Source organism: Levilactobacillus paucivorans, assembly GCF_001437125.1.
GTDB lineage: Bacteria > Bacillota > Bacilli > Lactobacillales > Lactobacillaceae > Levilactobacillus > Levilactobacillus paucivorans.
Genome location: NZ_JQCA01000163.1, coordinates 93,143 through 114,291, shown reverse-complemented (window position 1 = coordinate 114,291; position 21,149 = coordinate 93,143). Strand labels below are relative to the sequence as shown.

The 21,149-nt window shown below is 48.6% G+C and carries 22 protein-coding genes; 19 read left to right on the top strand and 3 right to left on the bottom strand.

The features are described from left to right. The first annotated feature begins 54 nt into the window (after positions 1-54). The 12 genes from IV54_RS10700 (at position 55) to IV54_RS11810 (ending at position 10,226) form a co-directional block, all read left to right on the top strand. Positions 55-513, top strand: a complete 459-nt coding sequence (locus tag IV54_RS10700) for a PTS sugar transporter subunit IIA (RefSeq protein ID WP_057879313.1) — start codon at positions 55-57, stop codon at positions 511-513. 5 nt (positions 514-518) lie between these two features. Next, the gene (locus IV54_RS10695; protein WP_057879312.1) at positions 519-797 is read left to right on the top strand and encodes a PTS sugar transporter subunit IIB; all 279 of its coding nucleotides are present in this window, start codon (positions 519-521) and stop codon (positions 795-797) included. A gap of 3 nt (positions 798-800) precedes the next feature. Then, on the top strand, positions 801-2,174 hold the full coding sequence (locus IV54_RS10690; protein ID WP_057879311.1) for a PTS ascorbate transporter subunit IIC: 1,374 nt from the start codon (positions 801-803) through the stop codon (positions 2,172-2,174). A 20-nt stretch (positions 2,175-2,194) separates the two neighbouring features. Continuing rightward, entirely contained in the window at positions 2,195-2,836 is a 642-nt protein-coding gene (locus IV54_RS10685) for a D-sedoheptulose-7-phosphate isomerase (RefSeq protein ID WP_057879310.1), read from the top strand. A gap of 270 nt (positions 2,837-3,106) precedes the next feature. Then, positions 3,107-3,583: a flavodoxin gene (locus IV54_RS10680; RefSeq protein ID WP_057879309.1), complete on the top strand. Its 477-nt coding sequence runs from the start codon at positions 3,107-3,109 to the stop codon at positions 3,581-3,583. 128 nt (positions 3,584-3,711) lie between these two features. Further along, on the top strand, positions 3,712-4,188 hold the full coding sequence (locus tag IV54_RS10675; RefSeq protein ID WP_057879308.1) for a flavodoxin: 477 nt from the start codon (positions 3,712-3,714) through the stop codon (positions 4,186-4,188). Positions 4,189-4,355: 167 nt separating this feature from the next. Then, positions 4,356-4,865, top strand: coding sequence for a hypothetical protein (locus IV54_RS10670; RefSeq protein ID WP_057879307.1), 510 nt, complete (start codon positions 4,356-4,358; stop codon positions 4,863-4,865). Positions 4,866-5,031: 166 nt separating this feature from the next. Next, positions 5,032-5,361, top strand: a complete 330-nt coding sequence (locus tag IV54_RS10665; RefSeq protein WP_057879306.1) for a hypothetical protein — start codon at positions 5,032-5,034, stop codon at positions 5,359-5,361. 104 nt (positions 5,362-5,465) lie between these two features. Continuing rightward, positions 5,466-5,882, top strand: a complete 417-nt coding sequence (locus IV54_RS10660) for a hypothetical protein (RefSeq protein ID WP_057879305.1) — start codon at positions 5,466-5,468, stop codon at positions 5,880-5,882. Positions 5,883-6,099: 217 nt separating this feature from the next. Further along, complete coding sequence (locus IV54_RS10655) at positions 6,100-8,634, top strand: M1 family metallopeptidase (protein ID WP_057879304.1); 2,535 nt, start codon at positions 6,100-6,102, stop codon at positions 8,632-8,634. A 190-nt stretch (positions 8,635-8,824) separates the two neighbouring features. Next, positions 8,825-9,901 (top strand): hypothetical protein, encoded by a 1,077-nt coding sequence (locus IV54_RS10650; RefSeq protein ID WP_057879303.1) that lies wholly within the window; start codon positions 8,825-8,827, stop codon positions 9,899-9,901. A gap of 169 nt (positions 9,902-10,070) precedes the next feature. Beyond that, entirely contained in the window at positions 10,071-10,226 is a 156-nt protein-coding gene (locus tag IV54_RS11810; RefSeq protein ID WP_157054407.1) for a hypothetical protein, read from the top strand. Between the two features lie 48 nt (positions 10,227-10,274). On the opposite strand, the gene IV54_RS10645 is transcribed toward IV54_RS11810, so the two are convergent. Further along, positions 10,275-11,681, bottom strand: a complete 1,407-nt coding sequence (locus IV54_RS10645) for a C69 family dipeptidase (protein ID WP_057879302.1) — start codon at positions 11,679-11,681, stop codon at positions 10,275-10,277. 63 nt (positions 11,682-11,744) lie between these two features. Next, positions 11,745-12,209 (bottom strand): MarR family winged helix-turn-helix transcriptional regulator, encoded by a 465-nt coding sequence (locus IV54_RS10640; protein ID WP_057879301.1) that lies wholly within the window; start codon positions 12,207-12,209, stop codon positions 11,745-11,747. A gap of 170 nt (positions 12,210-12,379) precedes the next feature. Between IV54_RS10640 and recQ the strand changes: the two genes are divergently transcribed. After that, positions 12,380-14,161 (top strand): DNA helicase RecQ, encoded by a 1,782-nt coding sequence (gene recQ / locus IV54_RS10635; RefSeq protein ID WP_057879300.1) that lies wholly within the window; start codon positions 12,380-12,382, stop codon positions 14,159-14,161. A 180-nt stretch (positions 14,162-14,341) separates the two neighbouring features. Continuing rightward, a complete protein-coding gene (locus IV54_RS10630) occupies positions 14,342-16,588 on the top strand; it encodes an ATP-binding cassette domain-containing protein (protein ID WP_057879299.1) in 2,247 nt (748 codons plus the stop codon). 71 nt (positions 16,589-16,659) lie between these two features. On the opposite strand, the gene IV54_RS10625 is transcribed toward IV54_RS10630, so the two are convergent. Continuing rightward, entirely contained in the window at positions 16,660-16,845 is a 186-nt protein-coding gene (locus tag IV54_RS10625) for a hypothetical protein (RefSeq protein WP_057879298.1), read from the bottom strand. Between the two features lie 134 nt (positions 16,846-16,979). On the opposite strand from IV54_RS10625, the gene IV54_RS10620 reads away from it, so the two are divergent. The 5 genes from IV54_RS10620 to IV54_RS10600 all read left to right on the top strand — a co-directional run bounded on the left by IV54_RS10620 (position 16,980) and on the right by IV54_RS10600 (position 21,059). Then, positions 16,980-17,297 carry a biotin/lipoyl attachment domain-containing protein gene (locus IV54_RS10620; protein WP_057879297.1) on the top strand — a complete coding sequence of 106 codons (318 nt, stop codon included), beginning with the start codon at positions 16,980-16,982 and terminating at the stop codon, positions 17,295-17,297. Positions 17,298-17,315: 18 nt separating this feature from the next. Further along, the gene (locus IV54_RS10615; RefSeq protein WP_057879296.1) at positions 17,316-18,209 is read left to right on the top strand and encodes an RluA family pseudouridine synthase; all 894 of its coding nucleotides are present in this window, start codon (positions 17,316-17,318) and stop codon (positions 18,207-18,209) included. Next, positions 18,206-18,982, top strand: a complete 777-nt coding sequence (locus tag IV54_RS10610) for a DUF1003 domain-containing protein (protein ID WP_057879295.1) — start codon at positions 18,206-18,208, stop codon at positions 18,980-18,982. Before IV54_RS10615 ends, IV54_RS10610 begins: the two co-directional genes overlap by 4 nt. Positions 18,983-19,173: 191 nt before the next feature. Beyond that, entirely contained in the window at positions 19,174-19,572 is a 399-nt protein-coding gene (locus tag IV54_RS10605; protein WP_057879294.1) for a hypothetical protein, read from the top strand. 218 nt (positions 19,573-19,790) lie between these two features. Beyond that, on the top strand, positions 19,791-21,059 hold the full coding sequence (locus IV54_RS10600) for a uracil-xanthine permease family protein (RefSeq protein ID WP_057879293.1): 1,269 nt from the start codon (positions 19,791-19,793) through the stop codon (positions 21,057-21,059). The last annotated feature ends 90 nt before the right edge of the window (positions 21,060-21,149 follow it).

Genomic DNA, 21,149 nt, shown 5'->3' with positions numbered 1-21,149 from the left:
AGACCACTTCTAAGAATAGATTCTTAGTGTTGCACTTGATTTGACAATTGAGGAATGTTAAAAGACCTATTAACAAAAAATACAATTGAAACTAATGTTCATGTGAATGATTGGGAAGAAGCCATTCGGCATGGCGGTCGGATAATTGAGAGAACGGGGGGAATCAGTTCTACCTACACGGAGGCAATGGTTGCAGCAGTTAAAAAGTTTGGGCCATATATCGTTATTGCTCCGCACATTGCACTTGCCCATGCAAGCTCGAAAGATGGCGTAAATCAAATCAGTATGAGTCTCAGTATTTTGGATCACGGTATTGATTTTGGCAATAAAGAAAATGATCCGGTAAACATTGTAATTTGTTTGGCTGCGATCGATCATCACTCTCATTTGAAAGCTCTCTCAGAGCTTGTCACTAATTTGAGTGATTCAAGTTTTGTGAATATGCTTACGACGTCTAGTCAAGAAGAAATTGTTCAGTATATTCAAGATGCAAAATTAAAAGAAGTGGAGTGAAAGTTATGAATATTTTGACAGTTTGTGGCATGGGTTCTGGTTCTTCCTTAATTCTAAAGATGAATGTCGATGAGATTTTAGAAGCTGAGGGTCGCGATGCTGAGGTTGAAGCCTGTGATATTGGTTCAGTTGGAGCACATAGCGCAGATCTGATTCTAGCAACTAGGGACTTCAAAGATCCTCTGGAAGAATACAGTGTTGATAAGATTTTCCTTGGGAATGTAGTAGATAAAGTTGCAATTAAAAAGGAATTGGATAAGTATTTTGAGGGGAAGGGGAACTAAATCATGAATTTTATTTTTAGTTTTTTTAACCAGCCGGCAATTATTATCGGTCTTATCGCCTTTATTGGTTTGATTACACTTCATAAACCTGTTGAAAAGGTGCTGACAGGGACATTCAAAACCGTTATTGGGTTTGTAATTTTATCTCAAGGGGGGAATATAATTTCCAGCGCTTTGACTAATTTGTCACCAGCTTTTGAAAGCGCTTTCCACGTTCAGGGTGTTATTCCTTCAAATGAAGCAGTTATCGGAACTGCCCAAAAACTTTTTGGACCTGAAATGGCTCTCATTATGGCATTCGGATTTTTATGTAATATTTTAATTGCTCGGTTCACTAAGTTTAAATATATTTTTCTATCTGGACACCATATTTTATTTATGTCGGCACTATTGTCTGCGGTCTTGAGCACTCTGGGGTTCAAGGGGACAGAATTAGTAATTGTTGGTTCCTTACTACTTGGAGCTGTGATGACATTGTCACCAGCTGTTACTCAGCCTTTCTATCGGAAAGTTACAGGTAATGATAGTGTCGCCATGGGACACTTCAATGGGATTAGTTACTGTTTATCGCCAATGATTAGCAAATTAGTCGGTAACAAGGAACATTCGACAGAATCGATCAAAGTGCCTAAACGGTTAAGCTTTTTTAAAGACAATACGATTAGTACCGTATTGGTCATGTTAATTCTGTATGTTGTGACTTACCTAATGGCAAAACAATCCGTGGTATTGAAGCTATCTGGTGGGGATAATGTTGTGATGTTCGCAATTATGCAAGCAATTATTTTTACAGCCGGATTCGTCATTGTTTTGCAAGGTGTACGAATGATGTTGGCAGAAATTGTACCAGCGTTTAAGGGGATTTCAGAGAAGATTGTTCCCGATGCAACGCCGGCATTGGATGTTCCAGTAATCTTTCCATACGCACCTAATGCTGTTTTAATCGGATTTATTTCTTCGACAGTAGGTGGACTACTCGTTTTCGCTCTTTTGCCATTCACGTCGCTTCCAATTATCATCCCTGGATTAATTAACCTCTTCTTCGTTGGTGCTGGTGTTGGGGTTCTCTCTAATGCAGTTGGTGGTATTCGTGGAACAATCATTGGCGGGATTTTCAATGGGGCACTTATTACATTCTTGCCAGCATTGATGCTCCCAGTCCTAGGCAAACTTGGGTTTGCGAACTCAACGTTTGGTGATGCTGACTTTGCTGTCGTAGGTATTGTAGTTGGACACATTGGTGAAATTTTTGGAAAAATTGGTGTGTATGCACTTATCGGAGTTCTAGCTTTGATTTTTATAATTGGGTCTGTGATTAAGACTAAACGTATGGCTGTTAAAGCAAATTCTGAGGAACCAGTTGAGGCTGCCAAATAAGAAAGAAAAGTGATTAAACAATGGCTTTAAATGAATATGCAGACGTTTTAATTAAAAGAAGACCGGTTTTAGAAAGCTGTCTTTCACAAATTGAAGATGCTTACAAGCTGATTTTAGATACTGCTCAAAATGGCGGGACCTTGTTCACGTGTGGTAATGGTGGCAGTAATGCAGATAGCTACCATATCGTTGGGGAGTTACTCAAGTCGTTTAATAAAAAGAGACCACTTGATCCTGATTTTTCTCAAAAATTGGAATCAATAGATCCGAATGAATCGACGAAGCTAGAACAGTTGGAAGGCGGTATCAAAGCAATGGCTTTGGGAGCACAAACGGCATTTTCTACAGCATTTGCCAATGATGTGGATCCCGACTTGGTTTTTGGCCAAGAACTAGCAGCGTTAGGGCAGGAAAAAGACCTCCTACTCTGTCTGTCGACTTCGGGTAACTCTTCAAATGTGAAGTATGCAGCTATGGTGGCTCGAGCACGTGGTATGCGTTCTATTCTGTTAACTGGTGAAAGAAACGGTAACATTAGCCAATATGTGGATGTAGTTGTTAATGTACCAGAGACCGAAACCTATCGTATTCAGGAGTTACATATTGGGGTTTATCATTGCTGGTGCCTGGCATTGGAAGATGCACTTTTTAAAGAAGCATAGCTCCAAAAGATTCCTTCTAGGCTAGTTGAATGCTTAGAGGGAATCTTTAGCTGGTTTTCTAAATAGTCATAGAGAATTTGGTAAAAGAGGCAAGGATACAGCGTTTAGTGAGATCAGTTGGAAAGGGACACTTGAGCTGAGTGATGGGTTTGCCTTTTTTACCGAAATTTGGTCGAATTATTCCAACAATTATAAAATGGATCCCCCCAGAACTGGCTAAGTGGTGTATAACTAAGATAGAGGTTTGAAAACATACCGGAGGGATTACTAATGGGACAATCTATTGTATTGTACTTTTCAAATACAGGGCACACGCAGGCCATCGCGGAAAGAATCGCGGCCGCGACGGGTTCTGAACTCGTCGGTGTCCAAGCTAAAGTGCCCTACACGCCGGCCGACCTCGATTGGGAGGACCAGACTAGTCGGAGTTATCAAGAAATGCACGCGGGAAAGATTCGGCCAGCTATTGAGCCAATCGATCCGAAAAAAATTGCGTCAGCAACGACTGTTTTTCTTGGATTTCCACTTTGGTGGTCGGCGGCACCGCGGACCATCGATACATTGCTAGACAATGTCGACCTGACGGGCAAGGATGTTCATCCTTTCTGTACTTCGGGGACGACACCGATTGCTGACGCCATCACCAAGCTACGGGAGAATTATCCTGATATTCGGTGGCACACCGGTCGCCGGTTCGCGACTAGCCTGACGCGCGACGAGATTCAAGATTGGGCTACAGAAGATTAGTCTTTGATAGGATTTCGGCATACTGTGCCGGAATCCTTTTTTACATTCAAAGGGGAGTAGTTGACCTAGAGTTACTCTATGGGTGTATAACTAAGTTGTAAGCTAAAAATAAACGGGAGGAATTACTAATGGGACAAGCAGTTGTGTTGTATTTATCAAATACCGGTCATACGCAAGGTGTCGCAGAGAAGATCGCCGCGACTACTGGGGCCAAATTGATGGCGATTAAGCCGCAACAAGCATACACTGCGGCTGATCTAAACTGGCAGGATAATGACAGTCGGAGCTATCATGAGATGCATGGTGGTCGTGTCCGGCCAGCCATCGAGCCGGTCGACGGTGCCGCAATAAGTCAGGCAACCACGGTTTATTTAGGATTTCCTCTGTGGTGGGCAACCGCGCCACGTCCGATCGACACGCTCTTGGATAGTGTGGACCTGTCAGGCAAGACGGTTCTGCCGTTCTGCACATCTGGGTCATCAGCGATTGATGAGGCGGTTCGCCAGCTTCGGGTCGACTATCCAGCGGTTAACTGGCAGGATGGTCAGCGGTTCACGAGTAACGTGACGGCTGAAGAGATTCAGGACTGGTCCAGCAAGGCTTAATAGAAAATAATTAGGGCGTAGACTTATCAATTAAGATAGGTCTATGTTTTTTAGTTAGCTCCTTTTCGGCAGTGTTTCGCAGAGTAGTAACTCTCACGGAGACATAAATTAGCCATCCTGTTGACGATATCAGAGAAGTTTGGTACTGTTCAGATGAGGTGATCGGCGTGGAATTACAAATTCGAATTGCTTATGAGACTGCAGAGATGTTAGAACAGCTCAAAGCGATCTACCAAAAACAAAGTGATATCAACTTCACCAAGGGAGAGGTCTTGTCGAAGGCGATCATGGCAACTTATGATCAGTGGGGGGAGACCGAGTGGGACAAGGTCCTCAGTCTGCCTGTTAAGATTGATCAGAGCGATGAAGTTTCCGCCGGAGCATTGCGGCCTAAATTTCAAATTGCCAATGATATCGAAGCCAAGATTACCGAACTGAAGGAGAGCATCCGACTGGGCGTGGGAGCTAACTTTGTCAAGAATGGGGCGGCCGTCAAATTTGTCTTGCGATTGGCACTCTACACATTACAAAATGACCGTGTCGTGTCGGTTGAGTCGGTAATCTCTGATACACTGGACCACTTTGTGGAAGCAGAAGAGCACCCAGAGACGAAGGCAACTTTGCAAAAATTTGCGGCCGAAGTCGTGAATCAATTAGAACTGAATGATCTACTTTAACGGAATCCAGAGACGGGTTCCTTTTTTATTAGCATTCTTGTCAATTTATATTCTCCTTTGAGTTGACAAAATTAAAAATCGGCGTATATTAGAGAGTGAAAGACGAGGTGAGCGGGCGTTTCTTTTCTTTGATGGTTGTTGTGGTCAACGAATCGGAGGTTAAATAATGGCAGTTAATATCATTACCCTTGGTGAGATACAGAATACAACGTATGCGATGAAACTCTACGAGACTTTGGGCGAGTATACCGTAGATTATCTTTTGAATGATGACCATGCGGTGGACGAGAAAGTCGAGGACAAAACGGTGGCTTTACTTCAGGAGTGTAATGTCTATGCCAAGGCCAACGGGTTACCCGCGCTTTGCGATATCTATGATGTCTTCAGCCTCGAACAAGATGCTGCCATCATTTATCACCTGGTGGCGGACCACTTGATTCAGGAGAAACAGCAAATTGAAGAATATGAAATCACTATTAAGCGGCAGCACAACTAAAAGCATTTTGAAGGATAGTGGTCTCGGTAAGTATGACTTTATTGAAATAGACCACTCGTTGACGGAAGATAAAGAGAAATCCTTTTAAAAGGAGATCGGCTAGCATGGAAACAACAAAATCTTTGAGAGACGTATTGAAGTTGCTAGAAAGTGCCCCCAAAACAACTCCCGCATCGGAAGAAATATATGATCGATATGAGGAAGGGCTTCAAGAAAGAAAAAGAATTGAATTGGGAAAGCCAGGAAAACGTGCCTGGTTATCTGATGCGGATAGAAATAATGGAGGTGAGCGGACGCAGAGATTTCATCTCCAGAACCAGATTCAGTATGTGTTACAACATGGACATAAGCTGGATGATCCGTTTGATGATCGGCATATTAAGAATGCTGCATTGTTTTTATATATCCGAGAGGTTGTTTATGGTGATGATGTCAGTGATGCTAAGGAAAAGATTGCCGCCTTTTATCAGAAAAATCCGGATAGTATCAATCGCATGAAAGGGATGCACAGGCTTTTGTAAGAGTCTATAAAGTAACACTGGTATTAGAGAAGGATAAATTGATTGTGTAAATGGGCTATCTTATAAGACCCTGATTTTAAAAAGCTGTTGGCAACGACCAAACAAAAGTGGTTGTTGCCAACAGCTTTTCACATCCAAAAAAGATCCACCGTCTCACGTGGCACTAGGGGGTCAAAAGTGTATAATGAGATTATTCTAATAATTTAAGGAGGAAATCATGACAAAATCCACACACTTTTATCAGATGTTCCAACCCAACCATTACGATATCGCGTTAAATATTAACCGCGAAACCAAAGAAATCTCCGGGACGTCCACCATTACTGGTGACGCCTTGGAAAATAAAATTTCGGTTCACCAGAAGTTTATGACTATTCAATCGGTAACTGCCGACGGGCAAGCCGTTCCTTTTACCTTTGATGACCAGAGTGAAGGCATCCACATCGACCTGGGCAAGACCGGGGAAACGACCGTGGCCATTGCCTTTACCGCACCCCTGACCGACAGCATGATGGGAATTTACCCATCTTACTACGAGTTGAACGGGGAGAAAAAGCAGATCATCGGGACGCAATTTGAAACGACGGCTGCTCGTCAAGCCTTCCCATGTGTCGACGAACCCGAAGCCAAGGCCACCTTTGACCTGGCAATCAGCTTCGACGAACACGAAGGCGAAACGATCATCAGCAACATGCCTGAAGTGAAGAATGAAAATGGCGTCCACACCTTTGATACCACGGTCCGGATGTCCACCTACCTGATTGCCTTTGCCTTTGGGGATCTCCAAAGTAAGTTGACCACCACCAAGAGTGGCGTTCAGGTTGGGGTCTTCGCCACGAAGGCCCACCAAGCCAACGAACTCGACTTTGCCTTAGACATTGCTAAGCGCTCAATCGAATTCTACGAAGACTTCTACCAGACGCCATATCCACTACCACATTCATGGCAACTGGCCTTACCTGACTTCTCAGCCGGTGCCATGGAGAACTGGGGGCTGGTCACTTACCGGGAAGCTTACCTGGTCTTAGACCCCGACAACACGACGCCTGACATGAAGATGTTAGTCGCCACGGTGATCTCTCACGAACTGGCGCACCAATGGTTCGGGGACCTCGTTACCATGAAATGGTGGGACAACCTTTGGCTTAACGAAAGTTTTGCCAACATGATGGAATACGTGGCGATCGACGCCATCGAACCCGACTGGCATGTCTGGGAGATGTTCCAGACTTCCGACGTTCCGATGGCCCTGCAACGAGACGCAACGGATGGGGTTCAACCCGTTCACGTTCAGGTTGAAGACCCTGCCGAAATTGACGCGATCTTCGACAGTGCCATCGTTTACGCCAAGGGTGCGCGGATGTTAGTCATGGTCCGGACGCTGATTGGAGACGATGCCTTACGCAAGGGCTTGAAGGCTTACTTCGCCGCTCACCACTATGGCAATGCCACCGGGGATGACCTCTGGGCTGCCTTGGGTGACGCCTCAGGGATGGACGTCGGTGCCATCATGAACTCTTGGTTGGAGCAACCCGGTTATCCAGTTGTTTCCGCTAAGGTGGTCGACGGTCAATTGACGTTATCTCAGAAGCAATTCTTCATTGGTGAAGGCAAAGAGGTTGGCCGTCAATGGCAAGTGCCATTGAACAGCAACTACGATGCCGCTCCCGTCCTCTTAAAGGACCACGAGGTTGTCGTTGGGGATTACGCTCAATTACGCCAAGCCAGTGGCAAGCCGTTCCGCTTAAATGTCGGCAACAACTCCCACTTTATCGTGGCTTACGACGACACGTTGTTACAAGACATTCTGGACCACGTCGATGACTTTGACAGCATTACCCAACATCAAATTCTGCAAGACCTCCAGCTCTTAGCCGAAGGACGCCAGATTTCCTACGGGACCTTGGTGCCCCTGTTAACGCGCTTTGCCGATAACCAATCGACGTTGGTGGCCACTTCGCTGTATGCCATCGCCGGTGAATTGAAGAAATTCGTCACGCCAGGTTCTGCTGAAGAGACCCAAGTGAAGGCTTACTTCGACCAACTGAGTGCTGGTCAAGTTGCCCGTTTGGGTTGGCAGGATCGGGATGCCGACAGTCTCGATGACCAGTTAATCCGGCCAACGGTTCTGAGTGCCGCCTTGTATGCTGAGAACCCCGCAGCGGTTGCAGCGGCGCATGACTTATTTACGGCTAACCGGGACCACTTGGAGAGCCTACCAGCCTCGACGCGTTTCCTGATTATTCGAAACGAAGTCAAGCATTTCGGCAGTGCTACCTTGATTGGCGACTTACTGGCAGCCTACCGCGCCACCAGCAATGCCAGCTACAAGTCTGACCTGACCTATGCGGTAACGGCCACGACTGATCCCGAACAGATCACCCGCTTGGTTGGTATTTTTGAAGATACCGACACCGTTAAGCCCCAAGACTTGCGGTCATGGTTCTATGGCGTTCTGCGTAACGACCGGGGCGAACAAGCGGCCTGGGATTGGATTCGGACCGACTGGCAATGGCTGGAAGACACGGTTGGTGGGGATATGGAATTCAGTACCTTCATCACCTTCATCTCGCGCATCTTCCGGACGCCAGAACGTTTGGCTGAATTCAAAGCCTTCTTCGAACCTAAGATCAACACCCCAGGTTTAACGCGTGAAATTCAGATGGACATCAAGGTCATCGAGAGTCGCGTAGATTTGATTGAAGCCGAAAAGTCGGCGGTCACTGCGGCAGTTGCAGAAGCTGTTAAATAATTAAAGTTTAAAACGAAACGGGAGCCCATGAGTGGTTCCCGTTTTTAGTCGATTGGAAAGTCAGTTTCGAAGATTAAAGTCTATGGTATACTGAGACTACCAATGTGAGCGGCTAACTTTGAAACAAGTGGGGACCTCCGGCGGAGCACCGCGGGGGTCCTTTCGTATTTGACAAGGTGAGGAGACCAGCATGACCGAACTACTAAATTACTTTCAATCAATTCAAATCAAGGGAATGGGGTGGATCCTCCTGGTGAGCCTATTTCTCTTGGGCAATCTTCCCATCCTAATCATCGTCTATATCTACCTTGCGGCGGTGATGATCATGCGGACTTTTTTGGCCCAATTTCCTAAGGGTGCCAAGTTGGGGCTCATCGGGATTTATGGTCTCTTGTTGGTCCTGCAGATCGTCTTTGTCTCTGTCGGCGTTTTCCCGCTACGGGGCCAAACACTGATGTACTTTCCGGCCAAGGCATTGGTGGTGGTGATGCTCCTCTTTCCGCTATGGGTAGAGCGATTCGTGACCACAAACAACCAGACGGCGTTTTATCTGCCGACAGTGGAGGAGTTTGCCACGGTTAGTTTCGATGAAATGCGGCGCGATACCGATAAATTACGGTCGGTGTTAGCGGCAACTACCGATGCCAAGGACAAGGTGTCCGTGGCCCATCTCAAGACGATTCTGGCGGATTTACCACGGCACAGTGCGACGCGTTATATCAATCATGGCACCTTGACCGACGATTATTTTGAGGCGGCGACGGCCACTTTAGATGACCACCGGCTGTACTTAGCGGTTTCCAACACCGGGAGTGCGGCCAGTGAGATGATTTCCGTGGTGACACGCAAACAGTTTAATCACGTGTCACTGGCGTTTGACCGGGATCTGGCGACCATCATCAGCTACAATGGGGGTGACAACGTCTATCCACCGGGGATGAATGCCGAAACGTTGGAGTTTTTCCATCAGAAGGCTGGCGCGTCCATCTTGGTGTATAGTCTGCCGGTGACCGTGGCCCAGAAGCAATTCGTGATTGATAAGATTGCTGAGATTAACCGCGAGGGGAGCGCCTACAACATGGTGGGCCTCGTCTCAAAACATTCGGCCAAGCCTAACATTATGTTTTGTTCCCAATTTGTCTATAAGATGCTGAAGCTTGCGGGGGTTGCCTACTTCGATAAACCTGGTGGCGACGTGCGTCCGACTGATTTTATTGAGCAGGACTACTACAAGAAATTAAAATTTGAATATGAGCTGACCTTTTAGGCTGGCTGGCGGCTCGGAAACTTTCCGGGCCCTTTTTGATCCGGTAAACCAATGTTGGTGCCGGTTCCATTGGGAGACTTGTAGGGAGTTGGCGTTGGCCCCTATACGCCTATGGGCTAAGGTAGTTATACTGACAAGAAAGATTAAATTAGCCGTTAGGAGGCACCACATGACTAAGACTCAGCCATCCATTCCACCCGTTCCGATTAAGTCCCAAGATCTGCCAACGCCACCGCTCGCCTTGACCAATGAGGCCCGGGTGACTTGGGCCATGGAAGCCTTCCGCACGCGTTTACGAGATAATAACTGGTGCCAAGAAAACTAAAAAAAGCTCGCTTCCCGGGATGGGAAACGAGCCATGAGTTAGTCTCAATTAGTCATTTAAATTGTAACGAAGCTTCATGTGTTCCGAACCAAAGGTGACCATGTCACCCAATAACTTCGTGGTCCGAGTGAAGGATTCTTGTGACAGCTTTTCGTTGGCATCCAGCAAGGTAGACTTAACGTCGGCACCATCTTGGATGGCGGCGTCAGTGGCGTTTTGGATTTCACGGTAAGCGGACATTGCTTGTAAGGCGTACGTGTTCCGGAAGTCGACATACAGGTCGTAGTCGGTGTCTCCCAGGAGAGCAACGGTACAGCTGAGCCAGTACATGTGGTTCATGTTGAAGGTGCCATCGGCATCCTTGTAAACAGCTGGCGTGTCATCAACGTTAGCGTAGAATGGGACAACCGTGTTGAACGTGTTGGCACCGAAGGCTAACCAGTGAATCCCGGCGATGCTTTCTGGCACGTTGTTCCGGATTTGTAAGATGTGAACGTCGTGGTTCCGGTTGATCCCGATTGGACGGAAGAGCTTCTTGTCGTCTTCGGAGCCGTGACCATAAACGTCATACTTTGTGTTTTCGTAGTGAGAACTCAGAACGAATTTCACGTCTTCAATCGAAATCTTACGGTTAGCATGGCAGATAAATGGTAAGTCTTGGCCTTGTGGATCCTGTTCGATTTCTGGGTTGAAGTACTTTTGACCGAACCAAGCACGAGGGTTGTTGTAAACCGTATCCTTGGTGGAAGCACTCCCGAAGATATGACGCAGGTTAACTCCCTTAAAGTCGGGGTTCAATTGGTATTTAGCGATCAGGTCTTCCAAATCGTCAGAAGCCATCGTGTCGTCGGCAGCAAAGTCGAAGTCGTCGATGTTCATCCGGTTAGGGGCAACCACGTAAGCGTCATCAGGGATGCGCTTAGCAGCCCAGTGATGACCGCCGATAGTTTCTAACCACCAAATTTCGTCATGGTCGGATAAGGCGATACCGTTTGGTTCGTAGGTCCCGTATTCCTTGAGCAAGCTACCTAAACGTTCAACACCTTCGCGGGCGCTGTGAATGTAAGGCAGAACCAGGGTAACGAGGTCTTCTTCACCAATACCACCAGCAACGTAAGGGTCAATTCCTAAGATGCGGGAGTTCGTGGTAATGGTTTCGGTTGCGGACATGGCCACATTCTCACTGTTGATACCGGCGGCTGGCCAGATACCATTAGTCAGAATTGAGTTAGGAATAGAGGTGTAACGCATTGGGTTATCGGGTAATTTAACTTCAACCCCACTGATAACCGCCTTGTAATTGGTAGGTTGGTCGCTAGGATTAACGACAACAAAGCGTTCGGGGTCAAGCGCCTCGTGACCGTCATCGTTCCGTGAGATAATTGTGGAACCATCTAGTGACGCTTTTTTACCGACTAAAATCGTTGTACATGAGCCTTTTATTCTTTTTTCCATGAATGCAGCACTCCTTTTGATCAATATTATAGCATTGGTAACTAGGGGAATTGAAGTGGTTCCTCATTTTTCTTTAATGATCGATTGGTGAGCCAGCAGGTGTTGGAGATCAGCAATGATGGCCTGATTTTCCAATAGCGCCAGTTGACCCTCGGTGGATGAAAGCTGTTGTTGTGCTGTCAGCTGTTGGATGGCTTGGCCGACTGGTTCTTGAGCCTGACGACCCTGCTCAGTGAGGTGAATGATCAGTTGTCGACGATCGGTAACCACCGGACGACGTTGAATCCAGCCGCGTTGCTCCATGCGGCGTAGGAGGGGCGTCAAGGTATTACTGCCAAAGTCGAGTTGGGTGCCTAATGTATGGAGTGGCTGATGGTCAGCCTCCCACAACATGCGGAGAACCAGGTACTGCGGATAAGTCAGTGCGAATGGCTGGAGCGCCTGCTGATAGAGTTTGATGTAGAGACGACTGGCGCGATAGAGCGCAAAGCAAAGCTGATTGGCCAATGACTGATCCGACACGTTCATACCTGATTCCTCCTAATATCTCGTCATTTAATTGTACACAATTTAGTTCACTATAGGCGGATTGATCTTAGCTGTCAACCATTTTTGCCGTTTATCGAATAAATTCATTAGTTGTCAGGGCGACTAATTGCCAGTAAAATGGGACCAGTGACTAAAAGGAGTAAGCATTGATGGACTTAACGGCTGCACAAAAAATTTTAAAAACGACCTTCGGGTACGACACCTTCCGGCCGGGACAACGGGCCGTGATTGAACATGTCCTTTCAGGCGAGAGTAGTCTGGCAATTATGCCTACCGGTGGGGGAAAGTCGCTTTGTTACCAGATCCCGGCGTTACTCTTCAACGGGATTACTGTCGTCGTGTCGCCCTTAATCTCACTGATGAAGGATCAAGTGGATGCGCTAAATGACAGCGGCGTCCCGGCAACCTTTATTAACAGTTCGCTAGAATGGCCGGAGATTCAGGACCGGTTAGCCGCGCTGCATCGGGGAGATTACAAGTTACTTTATGTGGCACCTGAACGACTCGATTCCGCTGCCTTTCTGGAGGCCTTGGGACAATTACCCGTCGACTTGTTGGCGGTGGATGAGGCACACTGTATTTCACAGTGGGGCCATGACTTCCGGCCCAGTTATTTAGCACTGAGCACGGCCATCGAGCAACTCCCAACGCAACCGCAGGTGCTTGCCCTCACGGCGACCGCCACGACTCAGGTGGCGGCAGATATCTGTCAGCAGCTCAAGATTGATCCCCAAAATGAGGTCAACACCGGCTTTGCTCGGGACAACCTGGATTTAACCGTGGTTAAGGACCAAGATACGGATCGCTATATTTTAGATTATTTAAAAGTAAATGAAGGGGAAACTGGCATTATCTACGCCAGTACCCGTAAAGAAGTCACCCGATTAACGGCGATGTTGGGCCGGCACCACATCAAAGCGGCTGCCTATCACGCGGGTCTTGATGATGACGTTCGCCGTCAAAATCAAGAGGACTTTCTCTACGACCGGATTCAAGTAATGGTGGCCACCAATGCCTTTGGGATGGGGATCGATAAGAGTAATGTTCGCTTCGTGATTCATGCCCAGGTGCCGGGGACCCTAGAAGCTTACTATCAAGAGGCCGGGCGGGCCGGACGAGATGGTCTACCTAGTGAAGCGATTCTGCTCTTCCGGGCCCAAGACCTCCAGATTCAACACTTCTTCATCGACCAATCCGAACGAGACGATGATCACAAGCAACGGGAGTATCAGAAGCTTCAGGTGATGAGTCAGTATGCCAACACCGAGGATTGCCTGCAACAGTTTATCTTGGCTTACTTTGGTGAAAAGTCCGAGCCATGTGGCCGTTGTAGTAATTGTCGCGACGATCGGGAACAACAAGATATCACACTGGATGCACAGAAGGTCCTGTCCTGCGTGATTCGGCTCCGCTCACGTTATGGTAAGAGCATGGTGGCTCAGGTGTTGACGGGGTCCAATAATCAGCGAATTCGCGAAAATCACCTTGAAGACGTGAAGACCTATGGCATCATGGCCTCACAACGCCAGAAGACGGTCAGTGAGTTGATTGATTTTCTAACGGCAACGGGCTACCTCAACGCCGTGGGTGGACAGTACCCAACGCTTCAGGTGACCGAACAGGGTGGTGAAGTCTTACGGGGGGAGTCCCAGGTCTACCGTAAGATGGCGCGTCAGGCTAAACGGTTGGCTCCCGTGGATGATGAACTCTTCCAACGGCTACGTGGTTTACGGCATACGTTAGCCGAACAACAACACGTCCCTCCATTTGTGATCTTTTCGGATAAGGCGTTACGCGCAATGTGCGCGGACCAACCCCAGACGGACGAGGCCTTTCTTGCAGTCAAGGGTGTGGGCCAAAGCAAGTTAGCCAAGTATGGCGCACAATTTATGAATGAGATTCGGGGATTCTTGGCGGGCAAGGATGACTAAAACGTCGTTGCCAAGAATGGCTTTTATGGGCGGCTGGAACCAAGCTTTCGGCCGCCTTTTGGCTACAATCACCGAAGTGGCTGTTTAGCGATGATTCATAAGCCAACTTACTTTGATGATGAACTAGATTGTGATACGCTATTTTAGCTGTGTTTCTCAGGCTTTGCGAGGAGGTCCAGGATGACTAATTCAGATTTTATCGAGATTATTAACGACCGGGAGAATAACTTACAGAATGTGAGTTTGAAGATTCCTAAGAACCAGTTGACCGTCTTTACCGGCGTGTCGGGTTCAGGGAAATCCTCGATTATCTTCGAGACGATTGCTCAAGAGGCTGGTCGTCAGCTCAACAGTACATATGACAGCTTTACGCGACTGTACCTACCACACTATCATCGACCGGATGTGGATGCGGTTCACAATTTATCACCGGCCATTGTGATTGATCAGAAGCCCCTTGGTGGCAATGCCCGTTCAACCTTGGGAACGGTTAGTGACATCAGTGCGCTATTTCGTATTCTGTTTTCACGCTTCGGCCGTCCACAGTATGGATCGGGAAGCAATGCCTTCTCTTTCAATGATCCAGCGGGGATGTGTCCCGACTGTGAGGGGATTGGCAAGACCTATTGGATTGACGAGTCGGCCATTTTGGACGATCACTTATCGCTCGCCGAAGGGGCCATTCAGTTGCCTGGTTACGGACCGAAAGGCTTTCAATACCAGGCTTTGAAGGCTACTGGGTGGTTTGATCTAGATCTTCCAGTGGCCGAATATTCGGCGGAGACGAGAGAACGCCTCTTAAATGGCGAATGTCCGGTTACGGTGGCTTTTAAGGAAACTATCTTCAACGTGAACTTCGAAGGTCTGATTCGGCAATTTACGCGGCAGAACTTAAGGAATGGCAAGGGAAACACCGAGGGTGCCCGCAAGAAGATTGAAAAGTTTGCGACCATGCAACCTTGCCCAACTTGTGGCGGTAAACGGTTCAATCCGTCAGTCTTAGCGGCTAAGATTAAGGGCTACAACATCTATGACCTCACGGCGCTTCAGCTCGATGACTTGTTAGAAGTGCTGGCCACCTTTGATGAGACGGCAATGGCGGGACTGATTGCAGGCATCCGTGAACGCGTGCAAGGCCTGGTCGATGTCGGCCTCGACTATTTAAGCCTGACCAGAGAGACCACGACCTTGTCCGGTGGTGAGTCACAGCGGGTGAAGACCGTGAAGTATTTGGCCAATAGCCTGACGGGGATGCTCTACATCTTGGACGAACCCAGTACGGGACTTCATCCGCGCGACGTTCATCGCCTCAATGCTCTCCTTTGTCGGCTACGAGACAAGGGCAATACGGTGCTAGTGGTTGAACACGATCCTGATGTGATTCAGGTGGCGGACTATGTCGTTGACATGGGTCCGGGAGCTGGGATTCATGGGGGCCAGGTGATGTTCACGGGGACCTACGACGCCTTACGTGACTCAGACACCTTGACGGCCCAGTATCTCAATCGGCATTTGCCAATCAATCCTACGCCTCGACAGGCTCAGGACTTTTTAACGAGTCGGCCAAGTTCACGGCATAACTTAAAGAATGTCGCCTTAGCGATTCCAAAAGGTTTGTTTACCGTCATCACTGGGGTGGCTGGTTCCGGCAAGAGTACCCTGGTCGAACAGGTCTTTGCTCAAGAACATCCCGAGGCCATTCAGATTACACAGCGGCCGCTCCATGCCAATAGTCGGTCGAACCCAGCCACTTACATGGGCGTGCTCAACGATATTCGTGAGCAGTTGGCCACGGCTAATGGCGTCAGTGACAGTCTGTTCAGTGCCAACTCTGCGGGGGCTTGTCCCAAGTGTCAGGGGAAGGGGACGCTTGAACTGAACCTTTCGTTTATGGAGAACGCGACGATTGAATGTCCCGTCTGTCATGGCGGTCGGTTCGATCCGCAGGTGCTGCAATATCAGCTGCGGGGCAAGAATATTCAAGAAATTATGGCGATGACGGTGGAAGAAGCCAGCGCCTTCTTCACTGATACCAAGGTAGCGAAGAAACTCACCCAGTTACAAGAGGTCGGTCTGGACTATCTTGCCTTGGGCCAACCCCTCAGTACCTTGTCTGGTGGGGAAGGACAACGGTTGAAAATTGCCAAGGAACTCAACAAGAAGGGTAATCTCTATATCTTAGACGAGCCCACGACTGGACTCCATGCGGCCGACATTAAGGTTATTATTGGGATTATTAATCGACTGGTAGACCGGGGAAACACCGTGATTGTGATCGAACACAACCTGGACGTGATGCGCAGTGCTGACTGGCTGATTGATATCGGACCGGATGGCGGGTCTAAGGGTGGCGAGATCTTATACAGCGGACCAGTAGCAGGGGTTACGGCCGTTGAACGCTCCGTCACGGGACAATATTTGAAATAAATGACAACATGAAAAAGGCCCCATCGCAACGACAGAAAGTCATTGTGATGAGGCCTTTCTTAGATCAAAGTCTAGATGCAGAGCCAACCGCCCATACCAACTAGTGCAACCGCAATAACTGAGAAAATGGCGAGAAGCACCGTCGCATCGTGGTCCTTCTTCATGGCCGGATAGAGCTTGACCGCGATAAAAATCAAAAGTATTACACCGGTAATTAAAATCAGCGTCCCCGTGAGACTATTGTGTGACATCATCATGGTGTCCACACCCCCTTATTGCTCCTATTATACTCATTTTAGGTTAAGAGGTGGTAAATAATTCCCGTGGATTATGGGCCTATGTTAAAATGAAACTTAATAAGAAGTCAGACGAAAGGCGAGGGGTGACAGGAATGATTGACAAACCAGAGTTGAGTGCCACTGCTTTATGGTTAGCGCCGCAAGAAGCGGGCGTTATTCGGATTGGTTTTGCCGACGACGGCCGGGAGCTCTTGGGTCCGGTCACGCAAGTTGCATGGTTGGTTAAGTCGGGTAACTTAGAACTTGGGACACCGTTCATGACGGTCAAGGGTGCCAAGGATGGACTTGTACTCCGGACACCTTTTGCCGGGCGAATTGTTCGGATTAACACCGGGTTGGTGGACCATCCTGAATGGTTGGATCACCGCAACGATGAGCTCGATTGGCTGTTTGATGTCGTTGATGACTAGGTAGGGGGCAAACAAACGATGGAACTTTCTTGGCGGGTGCAGACACCTGTACCGAGTATGAAAAAATTTTTGAATCAGCAAGGCGTCAGTCACCGGGTTTATAGTGATCTGAAGGCACAAGGAATCATTCGCATTAACGGAAAGCAGGCCAGTCCTGCCGCCGATCTCCTGGTTGGGGACACGGTTCAGGTGGACCTACCACCCGAGGCTGCTGACGATAGTGTGGCCATTAGTGACGTGCCGATTGACGTGCTCTTTGAGAATCGTGATTGGCTCTTGGTCGACAAGCCTGCTGGCCTCAACGTCGTTCCCGGTCCCGCTAATCGAACGGATACCTTGGTGAACCGCATCAAGGGGCATTGGCAAGCCACCGACGCTGAGAACCAGGTACCCCACATTTTGACGCGACTAGACCGCTTTACGAGTGGCGTGGTCTGGGTGGCTCGGCATCGGTTAGCCAACAGTCTTGCCAGTCAAATGCAGGCAGACAAGCGGCTTCAGAAGCGATATTTTGCCATTGTGAGTGGCCAGGTTAAGGATGACCATGGCACGATTGACGCGCCATTAGCCAGTGATCCTGGTGGCTTTAATCAGATGGTGTCACCCGAGGGAAAGCCGGCCTTAACGGAGTACTGGGTGCGTGAGCGGTTTGCCACCGCAACGTTGGTTGAGGTGCAATTACATACGGGCCGGACGCATCAGATTCGGGCACACTTTGCCTCGATTGGCCACCCCTTGATTGGGGATGACTTGTACGCGGGTCCAGCCAATTCGGCCATCGACCGACAGGCTCTGCATGCCCGGTTACTGGCCTTTAACGATCCCTTTAGCGGGGAACCCCGCAAGTTTATCAGTCCCTTTCCAGCGGATTGGGAAGCGTTAGTGACGGCACTAAGGAGTGAGTCCAAATGACAACTGACAATCAATTAACCTGTCTGGTGGATGGCGAACCGGTCTCGCTCGAAACGAGCCTCCAATTGGCAGAACTCGACGCTGGTCTGCGAAATCGAATCAAGCGGGAGTTCCCGCAGTCCCAGCCAGGGGATTATATTTGTGGCCATCACCTGTTGAAGTATCGATTGGAACACGTTGACGCCATGATTAATGCCGATCTCAAGCAGACGAAAAAGATTAATAACAAGCTAACCAAGGCTTTACAGAGTGACGACTATGATATTGTCGATGTTAACGAAACCTTGACGGAGAGTTTAACCTTTGGGCAAAAGATTTCCGATGACGTGGCCCACTTTGGGGGGTCTTGGGGCTTCATTTTTGCCTTTATGTTTGTGTTGCTAGCTTGGATGTTTGTCAATGGGCTCCACCTATTTGGCATCAACTTTGACAACTACCCCTTCATTCTGTTAAATTTAGTGCTTAGTTGTGTGGCGGCCATTCAGGCCCCCATCATCATGATGAGTCAAAACCGGTCGGCTGATCGGGACCGCATGATGGCTGAAAACGACTATCATGTAAATTTGAAGTCAGAACACGAACTCCGGTTACTCCATGCAAAGGTGGATCACCTGGCGCAAAACCAAGTGCCCCACACCATGGAGATTGCCCGGTTCCAATTAGAAATTCTCGGTGAAATTCGCCAAGAATTAGGTGAGCTTCGAACCCAAGAACACGTGGGCTCGACCACCACACGAAGGGAGTCGCCCCATGAAGACGTGGATCACAGCTAGTGCATTATTTGTTGTTGGCCTATTCTTTGGTCAACGCGTGGCCGTTAAATTGGCTCACTAATGCGGGTTTATTAAGTTTAAAATAAAGGTCCGCCGTTCCACCGGTTATTCGGCCGGGGATGGGGGACCTTTATGACTGATTGTTACTTTTTATTAGCGTTCCTCATAGATTATTTAAGGAGTTGTAGCAGATGAAGGATAATATTCAACTCGGCGATGCCGAATTTGGTCAGATGATGCTGGTGCTTAAGGAACCGGTCACACAAGCCAATCACAAAGAATTTAAGTTTCTCGACGGTGAAATGCAAGAGATTGCCCCAGATATCTGGGCCATGCCAGCTTATATGACGGAAGATGATGACTTCACCATGTTCTTCTTGACGACGCAGATCGAGTCGGGAGAGACGGTGGTGGCCTTCGCAACTGGGGATGCCAGCAATGGCGACTTCCGTTTAAGCGATCCGTTAATCACGGGTGAGGGCTTAAACCTCCTCCATCAGCAACAGCCTGATCGGGCCAAACGGGTTCTGAAGTTTTTGAACGACATCTCTAAGGCCAGTGAAGGTGACTGGCGGATGGTTACTGACTAACCGACTTGTTGGCTTAGAGGCTTAACGGGCAAAACGATAACGCTTGACATGCCGGCATTTCGGCCGGTATACTAATAAAAATTTAGTTCCTTTAACAACGTCCCGTGAGGCGGTGAAGGGTTCGATTCCTGGCGATAGTTGCCGGGCTAATTGGCGAACGCGCTTCCTCACGGAACGTGTCCGCTATTTTTTTATAATGAGACTGGAGGGTCAGGAACATGTCAACACAGCGTTATCGCAATCCGGACGCCTTGATTGATATTTGGGAGCGCCCCAGCTGGGGCCAGTGGTTCGGCTTATCGTTACAGCATTTATTTTCGATGTTTGGATCTACCGTTCTAGTTCCCATTTTAGTGGGGCTAAATCCGGGGATTGCACTCTTTAGCTCCGGGGTCGGGACCCTGATGTACATTCTGATTACGCGAGGAAAGATTCCCGCCTACATGGGCTCGAGCTTTTCGTTTATTGTGCCCATGATTGCCCTAATGAAGACCACCGGTTATCCTGGTATCGCTCAGGGGACCATGGCGGTGGGACTGGTTTACCTGATTGTCGCGCTACTCGTGGCGCTCATCGGGTCGGACTGGATTAATCGAGCACTGCCACCGATCGTGGTGGGACCCATGGTGATGGTCATCGGCCTTTCTTTGGCTGGCAGTGCTGCCCAGAAGGCAACGGTCGACAGCCAGGGAACGTATCACTGGCAGTTCTTCGCAGTGGCCATGGCGACGCTACTCCTGACGGTTGGGTTCAACCTCTACCTGAAGGGCTTTCTAGCGTTGGTCCCGATTCTACTGGGCATCGTGGTGGGGTACCTGATCGCGGTAATGGCTGGTTTGGTTAACTTTCAGCCAGTCTTGGATGCGGCGTGGTTCCAGCTACCGAAATTTGAGGTTCCAGGTGTCAGTTACCCGCTACACTTTTATTGGGGAGCTGTCTTGAGTCTAGCACCGATTGCCTTCGTGTCTATGACCGAACACATCGGACACATCACGGTCCTAAATGAACTGACGCACCGCGACTTCTTCAAAGATCCCGGGTTGCATCACACACTGGCAGGGGACGGTTTAGCTTCGATTGTGGCTAGCCTGGTCGGGGGACCACCGGTAACATCTTACGGGGAAAACGTGGGTGTGCTCGCCATCACCCGGGTACACAGTGTCTACGTTCTGGTTGGCGCAGCGAGTTTTGCCATCATTTTCAGTTTTGTCGGCAAGTTGAGCGCCCTGATCGAAAGTATTCCGAACCCGGTCATTGGGGGCATCAGTTTCCTCCTGTTTGGAGTGATTGCCTCAAGTGGCCTGCGGATTTTGATTGAGAAGCATGTCGATTTTAATAAAAAACGTAATCTGATGATTGCCTCGGCCATCCTGGTGATTGGGATTGGTAATGCCTATCTGAAGGTCGGACAGTATGAGTTCTCTGGCCTGGCCGTGGCGGCAGTCTTAGGAATTGTGCTTAACCTGGTGTTGCCTAAGGACGTTTAGACAAAAAAAGGATTCGGAATAACTTCCGGATCCTTTTGGCGTTTAAAGTTTAGATACCAAAGTAACGCAGGCAGGCCATCGCAGCTATGC